The organism is Bradyrhizobium sp. CCBAU 11430, from assembly GCF_028128855.1.
Lineage (GTDB): Bacteria > Pseudomonadota > Alphaproteobacteria > Rhizobiales > Xanthobacteraceae > Bradyrhizobium > Bradyrhizobium ottawaense.
On the sequence record NZ_LBJV01000074.1, the window covers coordinates 271,311 to 285,638 of the forward strand.

At 65.6% G+C, this 14,328-nt stretch carries 15 protein-coding genes; 9 read left to right on the forward strand and 6 right to left on the reverse strand.

Annotated elements, in window-relative coordinates; translation table 11 throughout:
- The first annotated feature begins 19 nt into the window (after positions 1-19).
- Entirely contained in the window at positions 20-1,414 is a 1,395-nt protein-coding gene (locus XI04_RS37980) for a M20/M25/M40 family metallo-hydrolase (protein WP_028142943.1), read from the forward strand.
- Positions 1,415-1,649: 235 nt separating this feature from the next.
- Here XI04_RS37980 and XI04_RS37985 read toward each other — a convergent pair whose 3' ends face one another.
- Together XI04_RS37985 and XI04_RS37990 are read right to left on the reverse strand one after the other, a co-directional pair.
- On the reverse strand, positions 1,650-2,429 hold the full coding sequence (locus XI04_RS37985; protein WP_028142944.1) for a class II aldolase/adducin family protein: 780 nt from the start codon (positions 2,427-2,429) through the stop codon (positions 1,650-1,652).
- Between the two features lie 186 nt (positions 2,430-2,615).
- Positions 2,616-4,265 (reverse strand): glycosyltransferase family 39 protein, encoded by a 1,650-nt coding sequence (locus XI04_RS37990; protein ID WP_028142945.1) that lies wholly within the window; start codon positions 4,263-4,265, stop codon positions 2,616-2,618.
- 312 nt (positions 4,266-4,577) lie between these two features.
- On the opposite strand from XI04_RS37990, the gene XI04_RS37995 reads away from it, so the two are divergent.
- Complete coding sequence (locus XI04_RS37995) at positions 4,578-5,471, forward strand: hypothetical protein (protein WP_038947826.1); 894 nt, start codon at positions 4,578-4,580, stop codon at positions 5,469-5,471.
- 136 nt (positions 5,472-5,607) lie between these two features.
- Positions 5,608-6,024 carry a MucR family transcriptional regulator gene (locus XI04_RS38000; protein WP_028142947.1) on the forward strand — a complete coding sequence of 139 codons (417 nt, stop codon included), beginning with the start codon at positions 5,608-5,610 and terminating at the stop codon, positions 6,022-6,024.
- A 160-nt stretch (positions 6,025-6,184) separates the two neighbouring features.
- On the opposite strand, the gene XI04_RS38005 is transcribed toward XI04_RS38000, so the two are convergent.
- A complete protein-coding gene (locus XI04_RS38005) occupies positions 6,185-6,613 on the reverse strand; it encodes a SufE family protein (protein ID WP_028142948.1) in 429 nt (142 codons plus the stop codon).
- Positions 6,614-6,680: 67 nt separating this feature from the next.
- The gene (locus tag XI04_RS38010) at positions 6,681-7,115 is read right to left on the reverse strand and encodes a DUF5330 domain-containing protein (RefSeq protein ID WP_038947827.1); all 435 of its coding nucleotides are present in this window, start codon (positions 7,113-7,115) and stop codon (positions 6,681-6,683) included.
- Between the two features lie 411 nt (positions 7,116-7,526).
- On the opposite strand from XI04_RS38010, the gene XI04_RS38015 reads away from it, so the two are divergent.
- The 4 genes from XI04_RS38015 to XI04_RS38030 all read left to right on the forward strand — a co-directional run bounded on the left by XI04_RS38015 (position 7,527) and on the right by XI04_RS38030 (position 10,849).
- Complete coding sequence (locus XI04_RS38015; RefSeq protein WP_271609382.1) at positions 7,527-9,392, forward strand: ATP-binding protein; 1,866 nt, start codon at positions 7,527-7,529, stop codon at positions 9,390-9,392.
- Entirely contained in the window at positions 9,385-10,095 is a 711-nt protein-coding gene (locus XI04_RS38020) for a peptidoglycan-binding domain-containing protein (protein ID WP_028142951.1), read from the forward strand. Before XI04_RS38015 ends, XI04_RS38020 begins: the two co-directional genes overlap by 8 nt.
- 146 nt (positions 10,096-10,241) lie before the next feature.
- Positions 10,242-10,451, forward strand: coding sequence for a hypothetical protein (locus XI04_RS38025; protein WP_028142952.1), 210 nt, complete (start codon positions 10,242-10,244; stop codon positions 10,449-10,451).
- 53 nt (positions 10,452-10,504) lie between these two features.
- Complete coding sequence (locus XI04_RS38030) at positions 10,505-10,849, forward strand: DUF1491 family protein (RefSeq protein ID WP_028142953.1); 345 nt, start codon at positions 10,505-10,507, stop codon at positions 10,847-10,849.
- 203 nt (positions 10,850-11,052) lie between these two features.
- On the opposite strand, the gene XI04_RS38035 is transcribed toward XI04_RS38030, so the two are convergent.
- Positions 11,053-12,030, reverse strand: a complete 978-nt coding sequence (locus XI04_RS38035; RefSeq protein WP_271623915.1) for a DUF2336 domain-containing protein — start codon at positions 12,028-12,030, stop codon at positions 11,053-11,055.
- A gap of 253 nt (positions 12,031-12,283) precedes the next feature.
- Between XI04_RS38035 and XI04_RS38040 the strand changes: the two genes are divergently transcribed.
- Positions 12,284-12,472, forward strand: a complete 189-nt coding sequence (locus XI04_RS38040; RefSeq protein ID WP_018315770.1) for a hypothetical protein — start codon at positions 12,284-12,286, stop codon at positions 12,470-12,472.
- Positions 12,473-12,487: 15 nt separating this feature from the next.
- Positions 12,488-13,249, forward strand: a complete 762-nt coding sequence (locus XI04_RS38045) for a hypothetical protein (protein WP_038947832.1) — start codon at positions 12,488-12,490, stop codon at positions 13,247-13,249.
- A gap of 44 nt (positions 13,250-13,293) precedes the next feature.
- Here XI04_RS38045 and XI04_RS38050 read toward each other — a convergent pair whose 3' ends face one another.
- Positions 13,294-14,211, reverse strand: coding sequence for a LysR substrate-binding domain-containing protein (locus tag XI04_RS38050; protein ID WP_049801714.1), 918 nt, complete (start codon positions 14,209-14,211; stop codon positions 13,294-13,296).
- Positions 14,212-14,328: the final 117 nt, after the last annotated feature.

The window sequence follows — 14,328 nt, forward strand, 5'->3', positions numbered from 1 at the left end:
AATGTCAGGACCCACAACCATGGCCAATGCGCAGCTTCAATCCGTGCTCGACCACATCGACAAGGATTTCGACAACAGCCTGGAGCGCCTGTTCGCGCTGCTCCGGATCAAGTCGATCTCCGCCGATCCGGCCTTCGCCGGGGATTGCAAGGCGGCGGCCGAGCATCTCGCCAAGGACATCGCGAGCCTCGGCGTCGCCACTGAAGTGAGGCCGACGGCCGGGCATCCCGCCATCGTCGGCAAGACCGGTGCCGGTGGACGGCCGCATGTGATCTTTTACGGCCATTACGACGTGCAGCCGGTCGACCCGCTCGATCTCTGGCACCGTCCGCCGTTCGAGCCCGTCGTCACCGATCATGCCGACGGCCGCAAGATCATCGTCGCGCGCGGCGCCGAGGACGACAAGGGCCAGGTGATGACCTTCGTCGAAGCCTGCCGCGCCTGGAAGAAGGTGACGGGCTCGCTGCCGGTCGACATCACCTTCCTGATCGAAGGCGAGGAGGAGGTCGGCTCGAAGAATTTCGTGCCCTTCATTGAGGCCAACAAGGACGAGTTCAAGGCCGACTACGTGCTGGTCTGCGACACCGGCATGTGGGACCGCAACACGCCGGCGATCACGACCTCGCTGCGCGGCCTGCTCTACGAAGAGCTGAAGATCACCGCCGCCAATCGCGATTTGCATTCCGGCGTGTTCGGCGGCAGCGCGATGAACCCGATCCGGGTGCTCACCAAAATTCTGGGCGGCCTGTTCGACGACGACAACCGCATCACCATTCCCGGCTTCTACGACGGCGTGAAGGACCTGCCGCCCGATATCCTGGAGCAGTGGAAGAAGCTCAATCTGACGCCGGAGATGTTCCTCAAGCCGATCGGCCTGTCGATCCCCGCTGGCGAGAAGGGACGCCTGCTGATCGAGCAGGCCTCATCGCGCCCGACCTGCGACGTCAACGGCATCTGGGGCGGCTATATCGGCGAGGGCTCCAAGACGGTGATCCCGTCGCATGCTTCGGCCAAGGTCTCGTTCCGCCTGGTCGAGGGGCAGGACCCGCAAAAGATCCGCAAGGCGTTCCGCGACTACGTGACGGCGCGCATTCCCGGCGACTGCAAGGTCGAGTTCGGCGACCATTCCGCCGCGCCCGCTGTCGCGCTCGACTGGAACATGAAGCCGCTCGCCGCCGCCAGCAAGGCGCTGACGGAGGAATGGGGCAAGGAGACCGTGCTGATGGGCTCCGGCGCCTCGATCCCGATCGTCGCCGACTTCAAGCGCACGCTTGGCCTCGACTCGCTGCTGGTCGGATTCGGATTGGACGACGACAACATCCATTCGCCGAACGAGAAGTACGATCTTCGCAGCTTCCAGAAGGGCATCCGCTCCTGGGCCCGCATCCTCGCGGCGCTGGCGGAGGTGAAGTAGGGCACGGGGCCGTAGGGAGCTGCATTAGGGTGGGCAAAGGCGCGCAGCGCCGTGCCCACCAATCTCTCAGTGATTATGAAAGAACGTGGGCACGCTCCGCTTTGCCCACCCTACGGCTCTGTTGTCGTGGCGACCACCGCCCCAAAATAAAAACGCCGCCCGGAATTGGGCGGCGTTTCATTCCAAAAGGCGTAGAGGTTCGTTGGGCGCTACCCTACACCAAATCCCGAAAATCTCAAGACCGGTAGCCCGGAAGCTCGCGGTCGAGCTTGCGCAGCAGCGGCGGCCACACGAGGTTGGTGGCGCGCAGCTCGGCGCGGTCGCGGTTTGCGAGCAGCTCGGTGTTCTTGTCGATAGCAATATCGTCGACCGGATAGACCGGCGTGCCGAGCGCGCGCGTGCGCACCTGCATCGAGCAGGCGCGCTCGAGGTGATACATGCGCTCGAAGGCGGAGGCGACCGAGCGGCCGACGGTGAGCGTGCCGTGATTGCGCAGCAGCATGTGGTTGTGGTCGCCGAGATCCTTCTGCAGCCGCGGCCGCTCGTCGTGATCGAGCGCGATGCCTTCATAGTCGTGATAGGCGAGGTCGTGGGTGACGAGCTGGGCGGTCTGGTTCAGCGGCAAGAGGCCCTCCGCGCTGCTCGACACCGCGGTGCCGTCGAGGGTGTGGAGATGCAGCACGCAGATCGCGTCCTCGCGCACCTCGTGGATCGCCGAATGGATGGTGAAACCCGCCGGGTTGATGCTGTATTCGCTCTCGGAGAGCTGGTTGCCGTGCAAATCGACCTTGACGAGGCTCGAGGCGGTGATCTCGTCGAACATCAGCCCATAGGGATTGATGAGAAAATGATGGTCGGGGCCGGGCACGCGCGCGGAGATGTGGGTATCGACCAGATCGTCCCAGCCGTACAGCGCGACAAGGCGGTAGCAGGCGGCGAGATTGACCCGTTGCTGCCACTCAGCCTCCGTCATATCAGACGGCACTTCCTTCAGGCGCGCTTCCGCTGGCGACATGGCTGATCTCTCCGAACATCGTTGTTGCGGGGAGGGAGCGTAGTACCGCTCGTGGCAAGCAGCAAGGCGCGACAAGCGCGCGGCAGTCAAGCGCAGCCCGCATGAGCGGAACGACATGCGGGGCCGCTCTGAGGGGGATTCCGGATGTCGCTTTCGCTCATCCGGGCTACGCCCTAGAGAAAATTATTACGGCGCCGGGATCGAGAGCAGGCTGGAAATGCTGCGGCCGCGGATGTCGTAGACGCGGGCGAACACGACGTCGTCGCGCTTGATCTCGACCATCACGGGCGCGGTGAGGCCCTTGCAGTAGAACTCGCCGAGCGTCATCGCGAAATCGGCCGCGTTGGAATCCCAGCCGATGGTGAAGTCGGGCCCGAGCGCGACCTGGGCGGGGCGCTGCGGACCGCAGACCGCGACCTTCCATTTGCGATTGGTCGGCGGCACTTCCTGGCGTTCGACGATCTGCTCGCGCAGCTCGTCCGAGGCCTGCTTCAGCGCGAGACCCCAATAGTCCAGCATGAAGCGGTCGTCGGCACCGCGCACGGTGCCGGCGATATGGTTGAAGTGGGTGTACTGATAGGGATGCAGCCGGATCATCTCGGCGAGCGAGAGCGCAAGGCCAAAGCAGAACGTGGCGAGCACGACCGGCTGCCAGGTGCGGTGATTGGCGCGCAGGCGCTCCATGGCCCACGCGAAAGCGACGCCGCCGAGCACCGCCATTGGCGGGATCACGAACACGAAATGGCGGATGCCGTTGTACAGCGCCGGCCGCTTCACCATCGCGATCGCGAGCGGCAGGGTCGCAGCCAGCGTCAGCATCAGCATGATGGTCTTGCGCCGCGCTGGCACCTCGCTTCGCGGCAGCATGGCGAAGGTGCTGACCACGGCGCCGGCCATCAGCACCAGCATCACCTCGGGCAGCTGCAGCGCGAACAGCGTCGGCAGATAGGACCAGGGCATGTCCGGCACGGACACGATCGCGCCGTCGAACATCTCTTTCCACGGCTTCTCGAAGAAGTGCGAGAAGTAGGTCAGCGCCTCGAAGGGATTGCCGGGCTCCATGATCGACCACGGCCAAATCAGGCCCATCACGAGGTAGCCGAACGCCAAGCCGGGCAGCAGCACATAGACGACATGGGCGAAGCGGCGGACCGACTCGCGCAGGCCCTCGCTGCGCAGTTCCTCCAGGAACAGCGGGACGAAGCCGAGCACGGCGTAGACCAGCGCGAGCCCGCCGAGAACGCGGCAGCCCAGTGAAAGGCCGGCACCCAGGCCGACGATCAGGATCGTGCGCGGCGACGGCTTGGGATATTCCTCGGCGAGCCGGACCAGGCCGAGCATCAGGATGATCATGGCCACCGCGAAGGGTGCATCCTTCGGATTCATGAACATGTGGCCGTAGAAGATCGGGCACAGCGCGAGCAGCAGCAGCGAGGCAAGACCGGCAAGGGGCCCGCCGATGCGACGGCCGAGCCGCCACGTCACCGCAAGTCCGACCACGCCGACAATGGCGCCGACCAGACGTCGCGTCTCGAACAGCTCGAGCGGAATGATTTTGTGCAGGAGGGCCGCGACCATGTCGAAGCCGCCGCCATACATGTAGAGATTGGCGAAGGAGAGCGCCGCAGTATCCTTGAAGCCGGAACCGAACATGCGCAGCAGCAAATCGGCATATTCAGCGTGGGTGTAGTCGTCCCAGCCGAGGCCGTAGTCGCGGAACGTCAGGCCTGCAACGACCGCGACCGCGGCCAGCACCAGCATGGCGAGATCGTCGCAAGTCCGTTCGACCGAGCGCCGCAGAGGCGTGTCGATCGCCGAAGTCGTGATGGATGTCATGGCTATCGGTGCCCCGGAATCCCCTCTTGGCCCTGCTGGTGCGCGCGGGCCTGTTCCCCGGACTCCCTATAGCGCAGTTCCATTACCAAGTAATTGGGCATTATGGCTAAATTCCTGATGCGACGCAGCAATTCCGGTTACTTGAGAGCAGTCTAAGCAGTAGCGAGCCGTAGCTGAAGGGAATGTGAATAAGTCCCTGATTTCCTTCCCTTTAGGAACGCTACCGACGATTCCTCGTTGGCGTGGAACACCGGATGACGGTATCGTGGCGTAGCGGTTGTCGCGTGTGGATGGCGACCGGGGGTGAGTTCGATGAATCTGGCATTGTTGATCGCGGGGATTTTCGCCGTCGTGGCGGGCTTCCTTTCGATCCTGTTTGGCTTCTCCGTCAGGGAGTTCAGCCTCGGCAGCCCCCTCATAATCTCGGGCACGATCGCCGTCTGCTCCGGAATGTTACTGGCCGGCCTCTATGTCGTGGTCACGGAACTGAAGGGCCTCGCGCGTCGGCTGGCCGGTGCGCCGTCCGAGGTTCGGGTCAGGCCCGTGCTGCCGGGCCTCGCCGCATCAGGCGCTGCGCCCGAACCGATGCCTGCCGCTGCGGCGGCAAGGATCGAGGGAAGGGCCGAAGGAAAGATCGAGCAGCCACCGCCGCCGCCACCTGCTGCAGGCCCGCCGCCGTGGCAGAGCGAAGCTGCCGCGCGCGAGCGTCCGCGCGTCGAGGCTCCGCCGGTGCCGGAAGCTCCAACGCCGCCCGCGGCTCCGGAAGCGCCGCGCCGGCGCAACCTGTTGTTCGCATCGACCTCGCGCAAGGAGCGGGAGCGTGCGGAGGCGAAGGCCATCGAGGACGCGCCGCCGCAGCTACCTGCGGAGCCCGGTGAGGCCCTGGATACTCCGCCTGCAAGCTTTGACGATGCCTGGCCGAAGCCGGACCGCATGCGTCCGTCGGAGCCGCCGGCCGCCCTGCGCCGGCCGCCGCCGCGCTCGCCATCGACCTTTGCGGAGGCCGCTCCGCCGCCTGCACCCGAGCCGCCGCCCCCACCACCACCCGTCGAGCAGGCGCCCGTGACCGTCCTCAAATCCGGCATCGTCGACGGCATGGCCTATTCGCTCTATTCCGACGGCTCGATCGAAGCGCAGATGCCGGAGGGCATGATGCGCTTTGCGTCGATCGACGAGTTGCGTGCCCATCTCGACCAGCGGTCCTGAGCTCTGCCGCGCAGCAGTCAAGCGCCGCAATCGTCGTCGCCTCGTCAGTCCCTTGTTTCAGCCGAACGTATTGTTGACACGGAAAGGTTCGGCGTCGTCTATCCCGTGAAGCGCAAGGTGCAGAGAGGGCGGGCCCATGTCGGATGCCGGGGCTAAGAATTTCATCGAGCTGACGGCGAGCATCGTGTCGGCCTATCTCGGCAACAATCCGACGCCTGCGGCGGAGATTCCGAACCTGATCAGCCAGGTGCATGGCGCATTGGTGCGGGTGTCGTCAGGCCGCACCGAGACCGCGCCGCTCGAGCCGGCCAAGCCGGCCGTCTCGCTGAAGAAGTCGATCGCGCCCGACTATCTGGTCTGCCTGGAAGACGGCAAGCGCTTCAAGTCGCTGAAGCGCCATCTGCGCACGCAGTACAACATGACGCCGGAGCAATACCGCGAGAAATGGGGCCTGCCGGCCGACTACCCCATGGTCGCGCCGAACTATGCGGTGGCGCGCTCGCAATTGGCCAAGCAGATGGGTCTCGGACAGCAGCAGCGGAAGCGGAAGTAGCTCGTCCGCTCGGCCAGCTCTCGTAGGGTGGGCAAAGGCGCGCTCTTGCGCGACGTGCCCACGAATTCTCAACCAGTCACACGCAGATCGTGGGCACGCTTCCGCCTTCGCTCTTCGAGCTACGGCGGACAAGCCGCTTTGCCCATCCTACGAGAGCATCTCACGACGCTTCCGCGAGCGCCTCTTTCGCATCGGTCTTGATGCGCTCGACCATCGAGCGCAGGCCGTTGGAGCGCTGCGGCGTCAGATGATCGCGAAAGCCGAACTCGTTGAACACGGCGATCGCGTCGGTATCGATGATCTCCTGCGGCGTGCGGCCGGAATAGAGCGAGAGCACGATCGCGACCAGCCCGCGCACGATATGCGCGTCGCTGTCGCCGCGATATTTCAGGATCGGCGCGCCATGGCCGCGGTCGACCAGCTTCTGCAGCCAGACCTGGCTGACGCAGCCGTTGACCTTGTTCTCGGCGGAGTGTTCCGCCTCCGGCATCGGTTCCAGGGTGCGGCCGAGCTCGATGACGTACCGGTAGCGGTCGTCCCACTCGTCCAGAAGCTCGAAATTGTCCCTGATTTCGTCGATCGTCGTCATGTTGGCCCGTGTTCCCGTTAGGGCCAATATAAGGATGCGAGGAGATGAAATCGATAGGGTTTGGGCGCTAATTCGCCGCCGCCGGGCCGCGCCATTCCAGCGCGAGGTCGTCCTGGCTCAGGGTATCGCGCGGTGCCTCGGTCGATGCGGCATCGCCTTCGCCGGCCATCGCGATCGAGCCGGTATGGTCGGGCGCCTTCTTGTCGTTCTTCTCGTTCTTGTCGTTGGAGATCTGTTCTTTCTTGTCGTTGATGATCTGGTAGATCTTGCGCGCGCCGTCCTGGGCGCGCTGGCCGATGATGGTCGCGGCCTGTCCGCCGACCTCGCAGGCCGCCGGCTGGCGCTTGCAGAACTGGGTCATGTCGGAGACGGCCGCGGTCGCAGCCTGCACCGCGTCGGCGGCACCGATCTGGGGCAGCTTCTCCGATTCGGGCGTCTTGTCCCTGGGCAGGAGCACCAGCACCAGCCCGAGCCAGAATGTGATGCGGAGCAGAAAGCGCATCTTATCGACCTGTTCGTTAGATCCCGCCCGCGGCGATGGTCCGCGCGCGTTTCGACCTAGCAACTCTCGATAAATCGCAAGTGATTGCCTTGAGCTTAATTCGCGGAAAATTTACGCAAAATTCTTCGAGATCGACGGTGTCGTAAATTTTCGATTGACGCCGGCGCCCGTGATTCTGCTGGCATGCGTATCCACCAATTCGAAACCATGCCGGGATGTGTGAAACCCTGTGTTCACCATCCTCGCCGAAGACGTCGCCAAATCGTCTAAAAAGCCCCGCGATGTCTCGGCGTCCGGCCGCACACCGAGCCGCCTTAGCACTCGTTTAAGGTCGCTCTGACACGGTGGCTCAACGACAAGGAGGCGTTGCGGCGCGTCTTCCAAAGACGATTGAGCCGAAGCGCGAGACCCGTGACAGTTTTGAGTATCATCCGCGATTGTCTCGATGCACTGCTGCATCCCTCCGCGCGTTACGATGCGCTGATGCGGGCGCGTCATCGTGCCTTCATGGCGCCGCGGCTGCTCGGCAGCCTGGCCGCCTTTGCCGCATTCCCGGTCTATCTCGCCATGCGCGGCGCGCCGAGCGCGGTCGAGGTCGCCGCGTTCGCCTGGCTGATCGCGCCGATCCTGCTGTCCTGGTTCCTGTCGCGCACCGGCCGCTATGAAGGCGCCCATGTGCTGTCGTCGCTGGCGCTCGCCGGCCTGATCATGGCGGTCGCGGGCACCACGGGCGGCATCGAATCATTCGCCGCGGTCTGGCTGGTCGTGGTTCCCCTCGAAGCCGCGCTGTCGGCCTCGCGCCGCGTCGCGGCCTTTGCTTCCTTGCTCGCGCTGTCCTGTGCGGGACTCCTGATTCTCGTCGGCCAGCTCGGCTGGCTGCCGGTTGCAGACACCAGCACTGCTGAACGCGGCGTGCTGATGGCGTGCGGCGTCGTCTCGGCGACGCTCTATGCCGCCGGCCTTGCCTTCGGCGCGGAATCGCTGGCGCGCACCAGCGTTGCGCTGCTGTCGCGCGAGGAGGAGCGCTATCGCCTGCTCGCCCGCAACATGAGCGACGTCGTCTCGCGGCATCAGCGCAACGGTGCGGTGCAGTTCATCTCGCCGGCGGCGGAAGCCATGCTCGGCATGCCGGTGGCGCAACTGCTGGGGCATGGCCTGTTCGACCGCGTCCATGTCGCCGATCGCCCGGCCTATCTCACCGCGCTCTCCGATGCCGCGCGCGGCGACGTGCGCAGCATCGAGTTCCGGCTGCGGCGTGAGCCCGACGGCTCGGAGCGCGGCCAGGTCGATTTCCTCTGGGTCGAGATGCGCTGCCGCCCGCTCGACCGGGATATCGGCCACAATTATCACAGTGACGTCACGCGCGAGGCCGAGGTCGTCGCCGTGATGCGCGACGTCACCGACCACAAGCTGTCCGAGCAGGCGCTGGATCAGGCGCGCAGCGCCGCGGAAGCTGCCGATGCCGCCAAGACCCGCTTCCTCGCCACCATGAGCCATGAGCTGCGCACGCCGCTGAACGCCATCATCGGCTTCTCCGAGATGATCGCGCAGGAGCAGACCCTGATGCTGGGTGCGGCCCAGCGCCAGGAATACGCGCAGCTCATCAACGATTCCGGCCAGCACCTGTTGTCGGTCGTCAACGGCATCCTGGACATGTCGAAGATGGAGTCGGGCAATTTCGAGATCGCGTCCGAGCCGTTCGCGCCGCGGGCCTCGCTGTTGCATTGCTGCAATCTCTTGGCGCTGAAGGCGCGGGAGAACGGCATCGATCTCATCACCGATGCGCCGCAGGATCTGCCCGTCATGACCGGCGATTCCAGGGCGTTCAAGCAGATCGTGCTCAATCTCGTCGCCAACGCCATCAAGTTCACCGAGCGTGGCGGTCAGGTCTCCGTGACCGCTTCGGTGTCGGGTTCGCAGCTGACGCTGCGCATCAGCGATACCGGCGTCGGCATCGCGCCCGACGATCTCAAGCGCATCGGCGCGCCGTTCTTCCAGGCGGGCAAGACCTATCAGCGCCGTCACGAGGGAACCGGTCTCGGACTTTCGATCGTGAAGAGTCTCGTGGCGTTGCATCTCGGCGAATTGACGGTACAAAGCAGTTTGGGAGAGGGCACCGCCGTCACCGTCAGGCTGCCGCTCGTCTACACGCCGCCGCAAGTCAAGCCGGTCGAAAGCAAGGTCGCGACGCTGACGCCGGTGCTGCGCCAGGATCTTCAGGACCAAACTCACGACCAGTCTCAGGACCAACCCGCTCTGGTGAAGAAAAGTGCCTAGGAAGTCTACCAAGGACGAAGCCGCTCCGCGCCGCCGTGGCGCCAAGGCCGCGGTTGTCGATGTCGAGACCGAGCGCAACCTCGTGATGCGCGTGCTGCTGCACAGCCCCAAGGACACGCTGGCCGGTCTCGTCGCCGTCGCCGCGATCGGCGCGATCGTTGCCAATGCGCTGTTCCTGCAGACCGGCCGCCATCCGGCGCCGATGTTCGGCACCGTGATCAATCTTCCCGCACCGTCCTCCGTGGCGCTGTCGAACCCAATGCCGCGTCCGCGCCCGGTCGGCGCCGATACCTCGCCGCTGGAGCCGCGCGCGACGGAGTTCCGCGCCGAGCCGAAACCTGCCGAGCGAGCCGCCGAGAAGCCGCCGGAGAAACCCGTCGAGGCGACCGCATCGACGCCGCGCGCGGGCAGTGATCCCATGACCAATCTGGTCAAGGCGACGACCTCGACGCCGCCGTCCGCCATGCGTCCGCCCGCGCCGATTCCCGTGCCGCAGAGCCCCGCCGCCCGGCGTATCGCCGGCGTTCAGCGCGCGCTGTCCGAATATGGCTACGGGAATTTGAAGATCACGGGCACGATGAGCGGCGAAACCCAGGCCGCGATCCAGAAGTTCGAGCGCGAGCACAAGATGCAGGTCACCGGCCAGCTCTCCGACCGGCTGCTGCGCGAGCTCGGCGCCGCGATCGGCCATCCCGTCGAATAACCCCACCGCCCGCTGTCATTGACACCGATCAATTCCGGGCATCGCGCGCCGCCGCGCCCGCGCGCGGGCGATTTGCTTGGGATCAATGACGGCCGACGGCTTCGGGGAACATGATCGCTCATCTTCAACGAAGAAGAGAGGTTGTCATGTTCAAGGTCTCGGTTCTGGTCTGGATCATGCTGGGTACGGTGCTGGCGGGCGTCAGTCTGATCGTCGTGCTGATGGTGCCGAGCTTCGCCGCCGACGCGATCAGGAACATCCCCTATGCGGTCGCCGTGGGATTCGCACTTGCGATGCCGCTGTCATACCTCGTCGCACGCCAGATCAACGGCGGGCAAGGTGTAAGCAAGGCGTGACAATCGGACGCTGAGACTGGCGGCGCGCGTCACGCTGGCCTATCGTTCGACTCATGCGTTTGAAATCCAACATATGGGTGGCGGCTTACCTGCGCCGGTGCCAGACCGAGGGCGTGTTCGGCGCGGTGCGCCGTCGCGGTGCCGAGGAGGCGGGCGCGGTGTTCGTGAAAGTGTCGCTGCTCGACGGCCATGCGATGCTGTACGCGCCGGCGCCGCAGACCTCTTACGACGACGGCCGCCCCGTCGATCGCTTCTTCGTGCCGGTCGCGCAGCAACCTCTGCCCGAGCACACGATCGAGGAGCGGCTGACGAAGGAAATCCGCTTCGATCCGGACGCCTGGATCGTCGAGACCGAGGATCGTGCCGGACGGCATTTCCTCGAGCTTGCGAAGGCGTAGCTGTGTCCCGGACAAGCGGCGACGCGCCAGCGTTGCCGTGCAGAGCCGGGACCCATAAGGCTGCATCAACGAAGGCGGAGAGATGGGCCCCGGCTCAGCAGCGCATCGCCGGAGGGGCGCTTCGCTGCGTCCGGGGCACGACTGCGCGCTGCGCTCGCAATGACGAGCTTGGACGACGCGGGATCTCCCTCAGCGCGAGTCGTTCAACGCTCCGACGACCCGTCGGTGCCGGTGCGGCGCGGCGGCATTGCGCCGGGCTGCACGCCCGGCCGCGTCTGGCTTGCGCCCGCGCGGGCGCGCTGGCGTTCGCCGTCATGCAGTGACGACTGGTACTTTGCGCGGGTGACGGCGAGCGTCGAGCCGCGCCAGGCTGCCAGCATCACCAGCGCCGAGCGGTCGTTGAGACGATCGTAGAGCCGCGATAGCCGGTAGACCTCGTTCACGGACGTGCCGATCTCCGGCTTGAAGAACAGCAGGATGCGCTGGAAGTTGGGGCTCGGCATGTCGAGCGCGCGCGCGGCGACCGCGAGCGCCTCGCCGCCGGCATCGTCGACGATCTGGGCCGCGACGCGCGAGGGCAGGATCAGGCTGTCGCCGAGCTCGAGGGTGAAATTCTCGACGTCGCCCGCGATCGCCGCCATCTCCAGGATCTGAATCGCGCGCTTGGCGCGCACGGTCGGAATGCGGGGTGCCGCCTTCAGCGGGGTCTGCGCCAGGTTGTGCACGATCAGCGCGCGCTCGGAGGCGCCGGCGCGGAAGAACATGTCGTGGATCTCGGCGGCGTCCTTCGGCTGCATCGCCATGTTCGCGGCCATGCGCAGCTCGGCGTCGGTCGGCGTGCGGGCCGGCGCGGGGGCGGGTGCGGGCATGGGGATCTCGCGGGCGAGCGGAACCCTGCGGCCTTCATGTGCGGCAACCAGCCCGAGCTTCTGGAGAACCGGGACGGGCGTCGACGGATAGATCGCGAGCTTGGCCTTGATGGCCGCGCGGGTCGCATCGTCGACCTGGTCGATCAGCCGCGTTGCAAGCTCGGTGAACTGGCGCTGCTCGTCGTCGCTGTGGATGCGGGTCTGCACATAGAGGTCGGTCAGCACGCGCAGCAGCGTCGGCCGAACATCGACGCCTTCGCGACGGGAGAGCGACATCAGCCCGTCGAATCCGGGAAACAGCGACTTGGTCATGGAGAGATACGCGACCTGGAAGAGATACTGCCCGCCAGCCTATCGCAGGCTCCTTTAAAGGCTCGTTAAGGAAAACGAGGCGTGAAGCCGAACGCTCGATTTGAAGCGATCTCGTGCCGCAACGGGACGTCGCGGGCGGCCCGTGCGGTTACGGTCCGACCGCGACGTTTACACCCCGTTAACCATGAACTGATCTTAATGAATGCATGTTGCATGAGCGCGCTCGGTCGCGCGGCAATTGAAGAGAGCTGACATGGGGACCATCATTGAATTTCCGGCCGGTCGCCGGGTGGGCTCGTCGGGGGATGTCGCTCCGCGCGCGGACATGGGAACGATCCTGATCCTTCCCGTCATCCGTATCGAGCGCGAGGCAGACGAAACCAGCGGCGATCACGGGCCGGAGCAGGGCACAGCGCCGGGGCGCCGTCGTCGCCGTCGCTGATTCCGGGCTTTTGCAATGCCGGACACCATCCGCCAGATCCGGTCTGTCCGATCGGCCGTGCTGCTCACGATGCTTGGCGCTGCGCTCGGTGCCTGTAGCGGCGGCGATTTCGGCCGCACCCGCGCCGACATGCGCAGCGACGACATGCATCGCTGGCTCGGCGAGGAGGTCACCTCCAGCGTCGGTCTGAAACCCTCGCAATTCCAGCTCACCGACGAGGAGCGCCAGCTGCGCGACCTCGCCTATCCCATGATCGAGCCGCCGCTGTCGCGCCCCGCCTGGAAGAGCGTGTTCGGCGACTACAAGGCGATGCCGTCACCCTGGCGGCAGAAGATCGTGTTCGACCGCACCATGTACGGCCGCACGCTGATCGACGAGCCGCACCGCTCGCATTCCTCGCGCTATGCGCAGCTGATCGAGGACGTCCGCAACGACATCACCCGCTTCGAGCCGTTCTTCGCATCCGCGATCCGCGTCATCGACCTCGACAGAAAGCGCAACGCCAGCATGGCGCGCGTCTCCGCGCTCTCGCCGAGAGAGAGGGACGACGCGGTCGCGCGGATGCAGGAGAACTCGCTGATCGTGCAGTGGGTGCAGCAATGTCTGGAGCAGCGCATCTCGTCCTATCGCTGGGCACTGGAGCGCCTGGTGATCCAGGCCCCCGACGGCATGGCCGCCGATGCCGACCGCCTGATCGGCGAGCTCGCCGCCCAGACCGCCAATCCGCCGGTCCAGGCACAACCGCCCTATGGGCGCGCGGTGGTTTCGAAGGGCTGAGCAGAAAAGACGCTTCGGCGGCACGTATTGAGCGGTCGGAGCCGTCAGCCCGTCGACTTGACTCTCGATCGGCTTGAAGCCGGGCCGGCAACCGCGACCTCCCGCGTGATCCACTCGGCGAAGACGCGGATCGGTCGCCGCTGCTGGCTCGCGCGCGGGAACACCAGATGGTGGCCGATATAGCGGATGTCGACGGAGCGTCCGGCGAGGGGGGCAACCAGCCGCCTTGTGGCGATCTCGCGTTCGGCAAGCCGGGTTGACTCCAGCGTCACGCCGAGGCCGCTCGACGCCATCGCAATCGCCAGGAAGCTGCGATCGAAGCGCATGCCATGAATGGCAGGCGCCTCGAGCCCGTTGGCGGTGAACCATTGGTGCCACTGCACCTGCTTCACTTCCGAGCGGATCAGCACCTGATCGAGCAGGTCCTTCGGCTTGCGGATTTTCTTCGCGAGCTCGGGCGTGCAGAGCGGCGTCACGGTCTCTTCGCCGAGCGGAATGACCTCGACTCCCTCGGCTCTCGGCTGCCCGTAGACGATGTCGATGTCGAAATCGTCGTTGCTGAACCGGGCATATTCCGTGCTGGCGGCGAGCCGGACCTCGAGCTGGGGCTCTGCGGCCATGAAGCGGGCAAGGCGCGGGGCGAGCCACTGCGCGGCAAAGCTCGGCGCGCAGTGCACTCTCAGCAATTGCGGGCCGCGGCCCGCGACCTCTTCGATCCCGCGGCGCAGATTGTCGAAGGCGGCGCCGGCATGACGCATCAGGTTCTCGCCCGCCGGCGTCAGACGGACGGCGCGGGCGCTCCGCTCGAACAATATCGTGCCCATCGCGCTTTCGAGCTTGCGGATGGCGTGGCTCACCGCGCTCGGCGTCAAATGAAGTTCGTTCGCCGCATCCCGGAACGAGCCGGTGCGTGCGGCCGCCTCGAACGCGCGGATGGATGATATCGGAATACTGGACAGCAGCATCCGACGAGTGAACCAAATTCACCTATGCAAGACAACAGCGCGTTTGTCGGAAACGAGGCAGGGGCATAATCAACGGGTCAAGAACAGTGGCGCCGTCGGTGCCGGCAACAGCCA

Coding starts and splice junctions, on each gene's coding strand:
- XI04_RS37980 (WP_028142943.1), top strand. CDS start 20: ATGGCCAATGCGCAGCTTCAATCCGTGCTCGACCACATCGACAAGGAT.
- XI04_RS37985 (WP_028142944.1), bottom strand. CDS start 2,429: ATGTCGCCAGCGGAAGCGCGCCTGAAGGAAGTGCCGTCTGATATGACG.
- XI04_RS37990 (WP_028142945.1), bottom strand. CDS start 4,265: ATGACATCCATCACGACTTCGGCGATCGACACGCCTCTGCGGCGCTCG.
- XI04_RS37995 (WP_038947826.1), top strand. CDS start 4,578: ATGAATCTGGCATTGTTGATCGCGGGGATTTTCGCCGTCGTGGCGGGC.
- XI04_RS38000 (WP_028142947.1), top strand. CDS start 5,608: ATGTCGGATGCCGGGGCTAAGAATTTCATCGAGCTGACGGCGAGCATC.
- XI04_RS38005 (WP_028142948.1), bottom strand. CDS start 6,613: ATGACGACGATCGACGAAATCAGGGACAATTTCGAGCTTCTGGACGAG.
- XI04_RS38010 (WP_038947827.1), bottom strand. CDS start 7,115: ATGCGCTTTCTGCTCCGCATCACATTCTGGCTCGGGCTGGTGCTGGTG.
- XI04_RS38025 (WP_028142952.1), top strand. CDS start 10,242: ATGTTCAAGGTCTCGGTTCTGGTCTGGATCATGCTGGGTACGGTGCTG.
- XI04_RS38030 (WP_028142953.1), top strand. CDS start 10,505: ATGCGTTTGAAATCCAACATATGGGTGGCGGCTTACCTGCGCCGGTGC.
- XI04_RS38035 (WP_271623915.1), bottom strand. CDS start 12,030: ATGACCAAGTCGCTGTTTCCCGGATTCGACGGGCTGATGTCGCTCTCC.
- XI04_RS38040 (WP_018315770.1), top strand. CDS start 12,284: ATGGGGACCATCATTGAATTTCCGGCCGGTCGCCGGGTGGGCTCGTCG.
- XI04_RS38045 (WP_038947832.1), top strand. CDS start 12,488: ATGCCGGACACCATCCGCCAGATCCGGTCTGTCCGATCGGCCGTGCTG.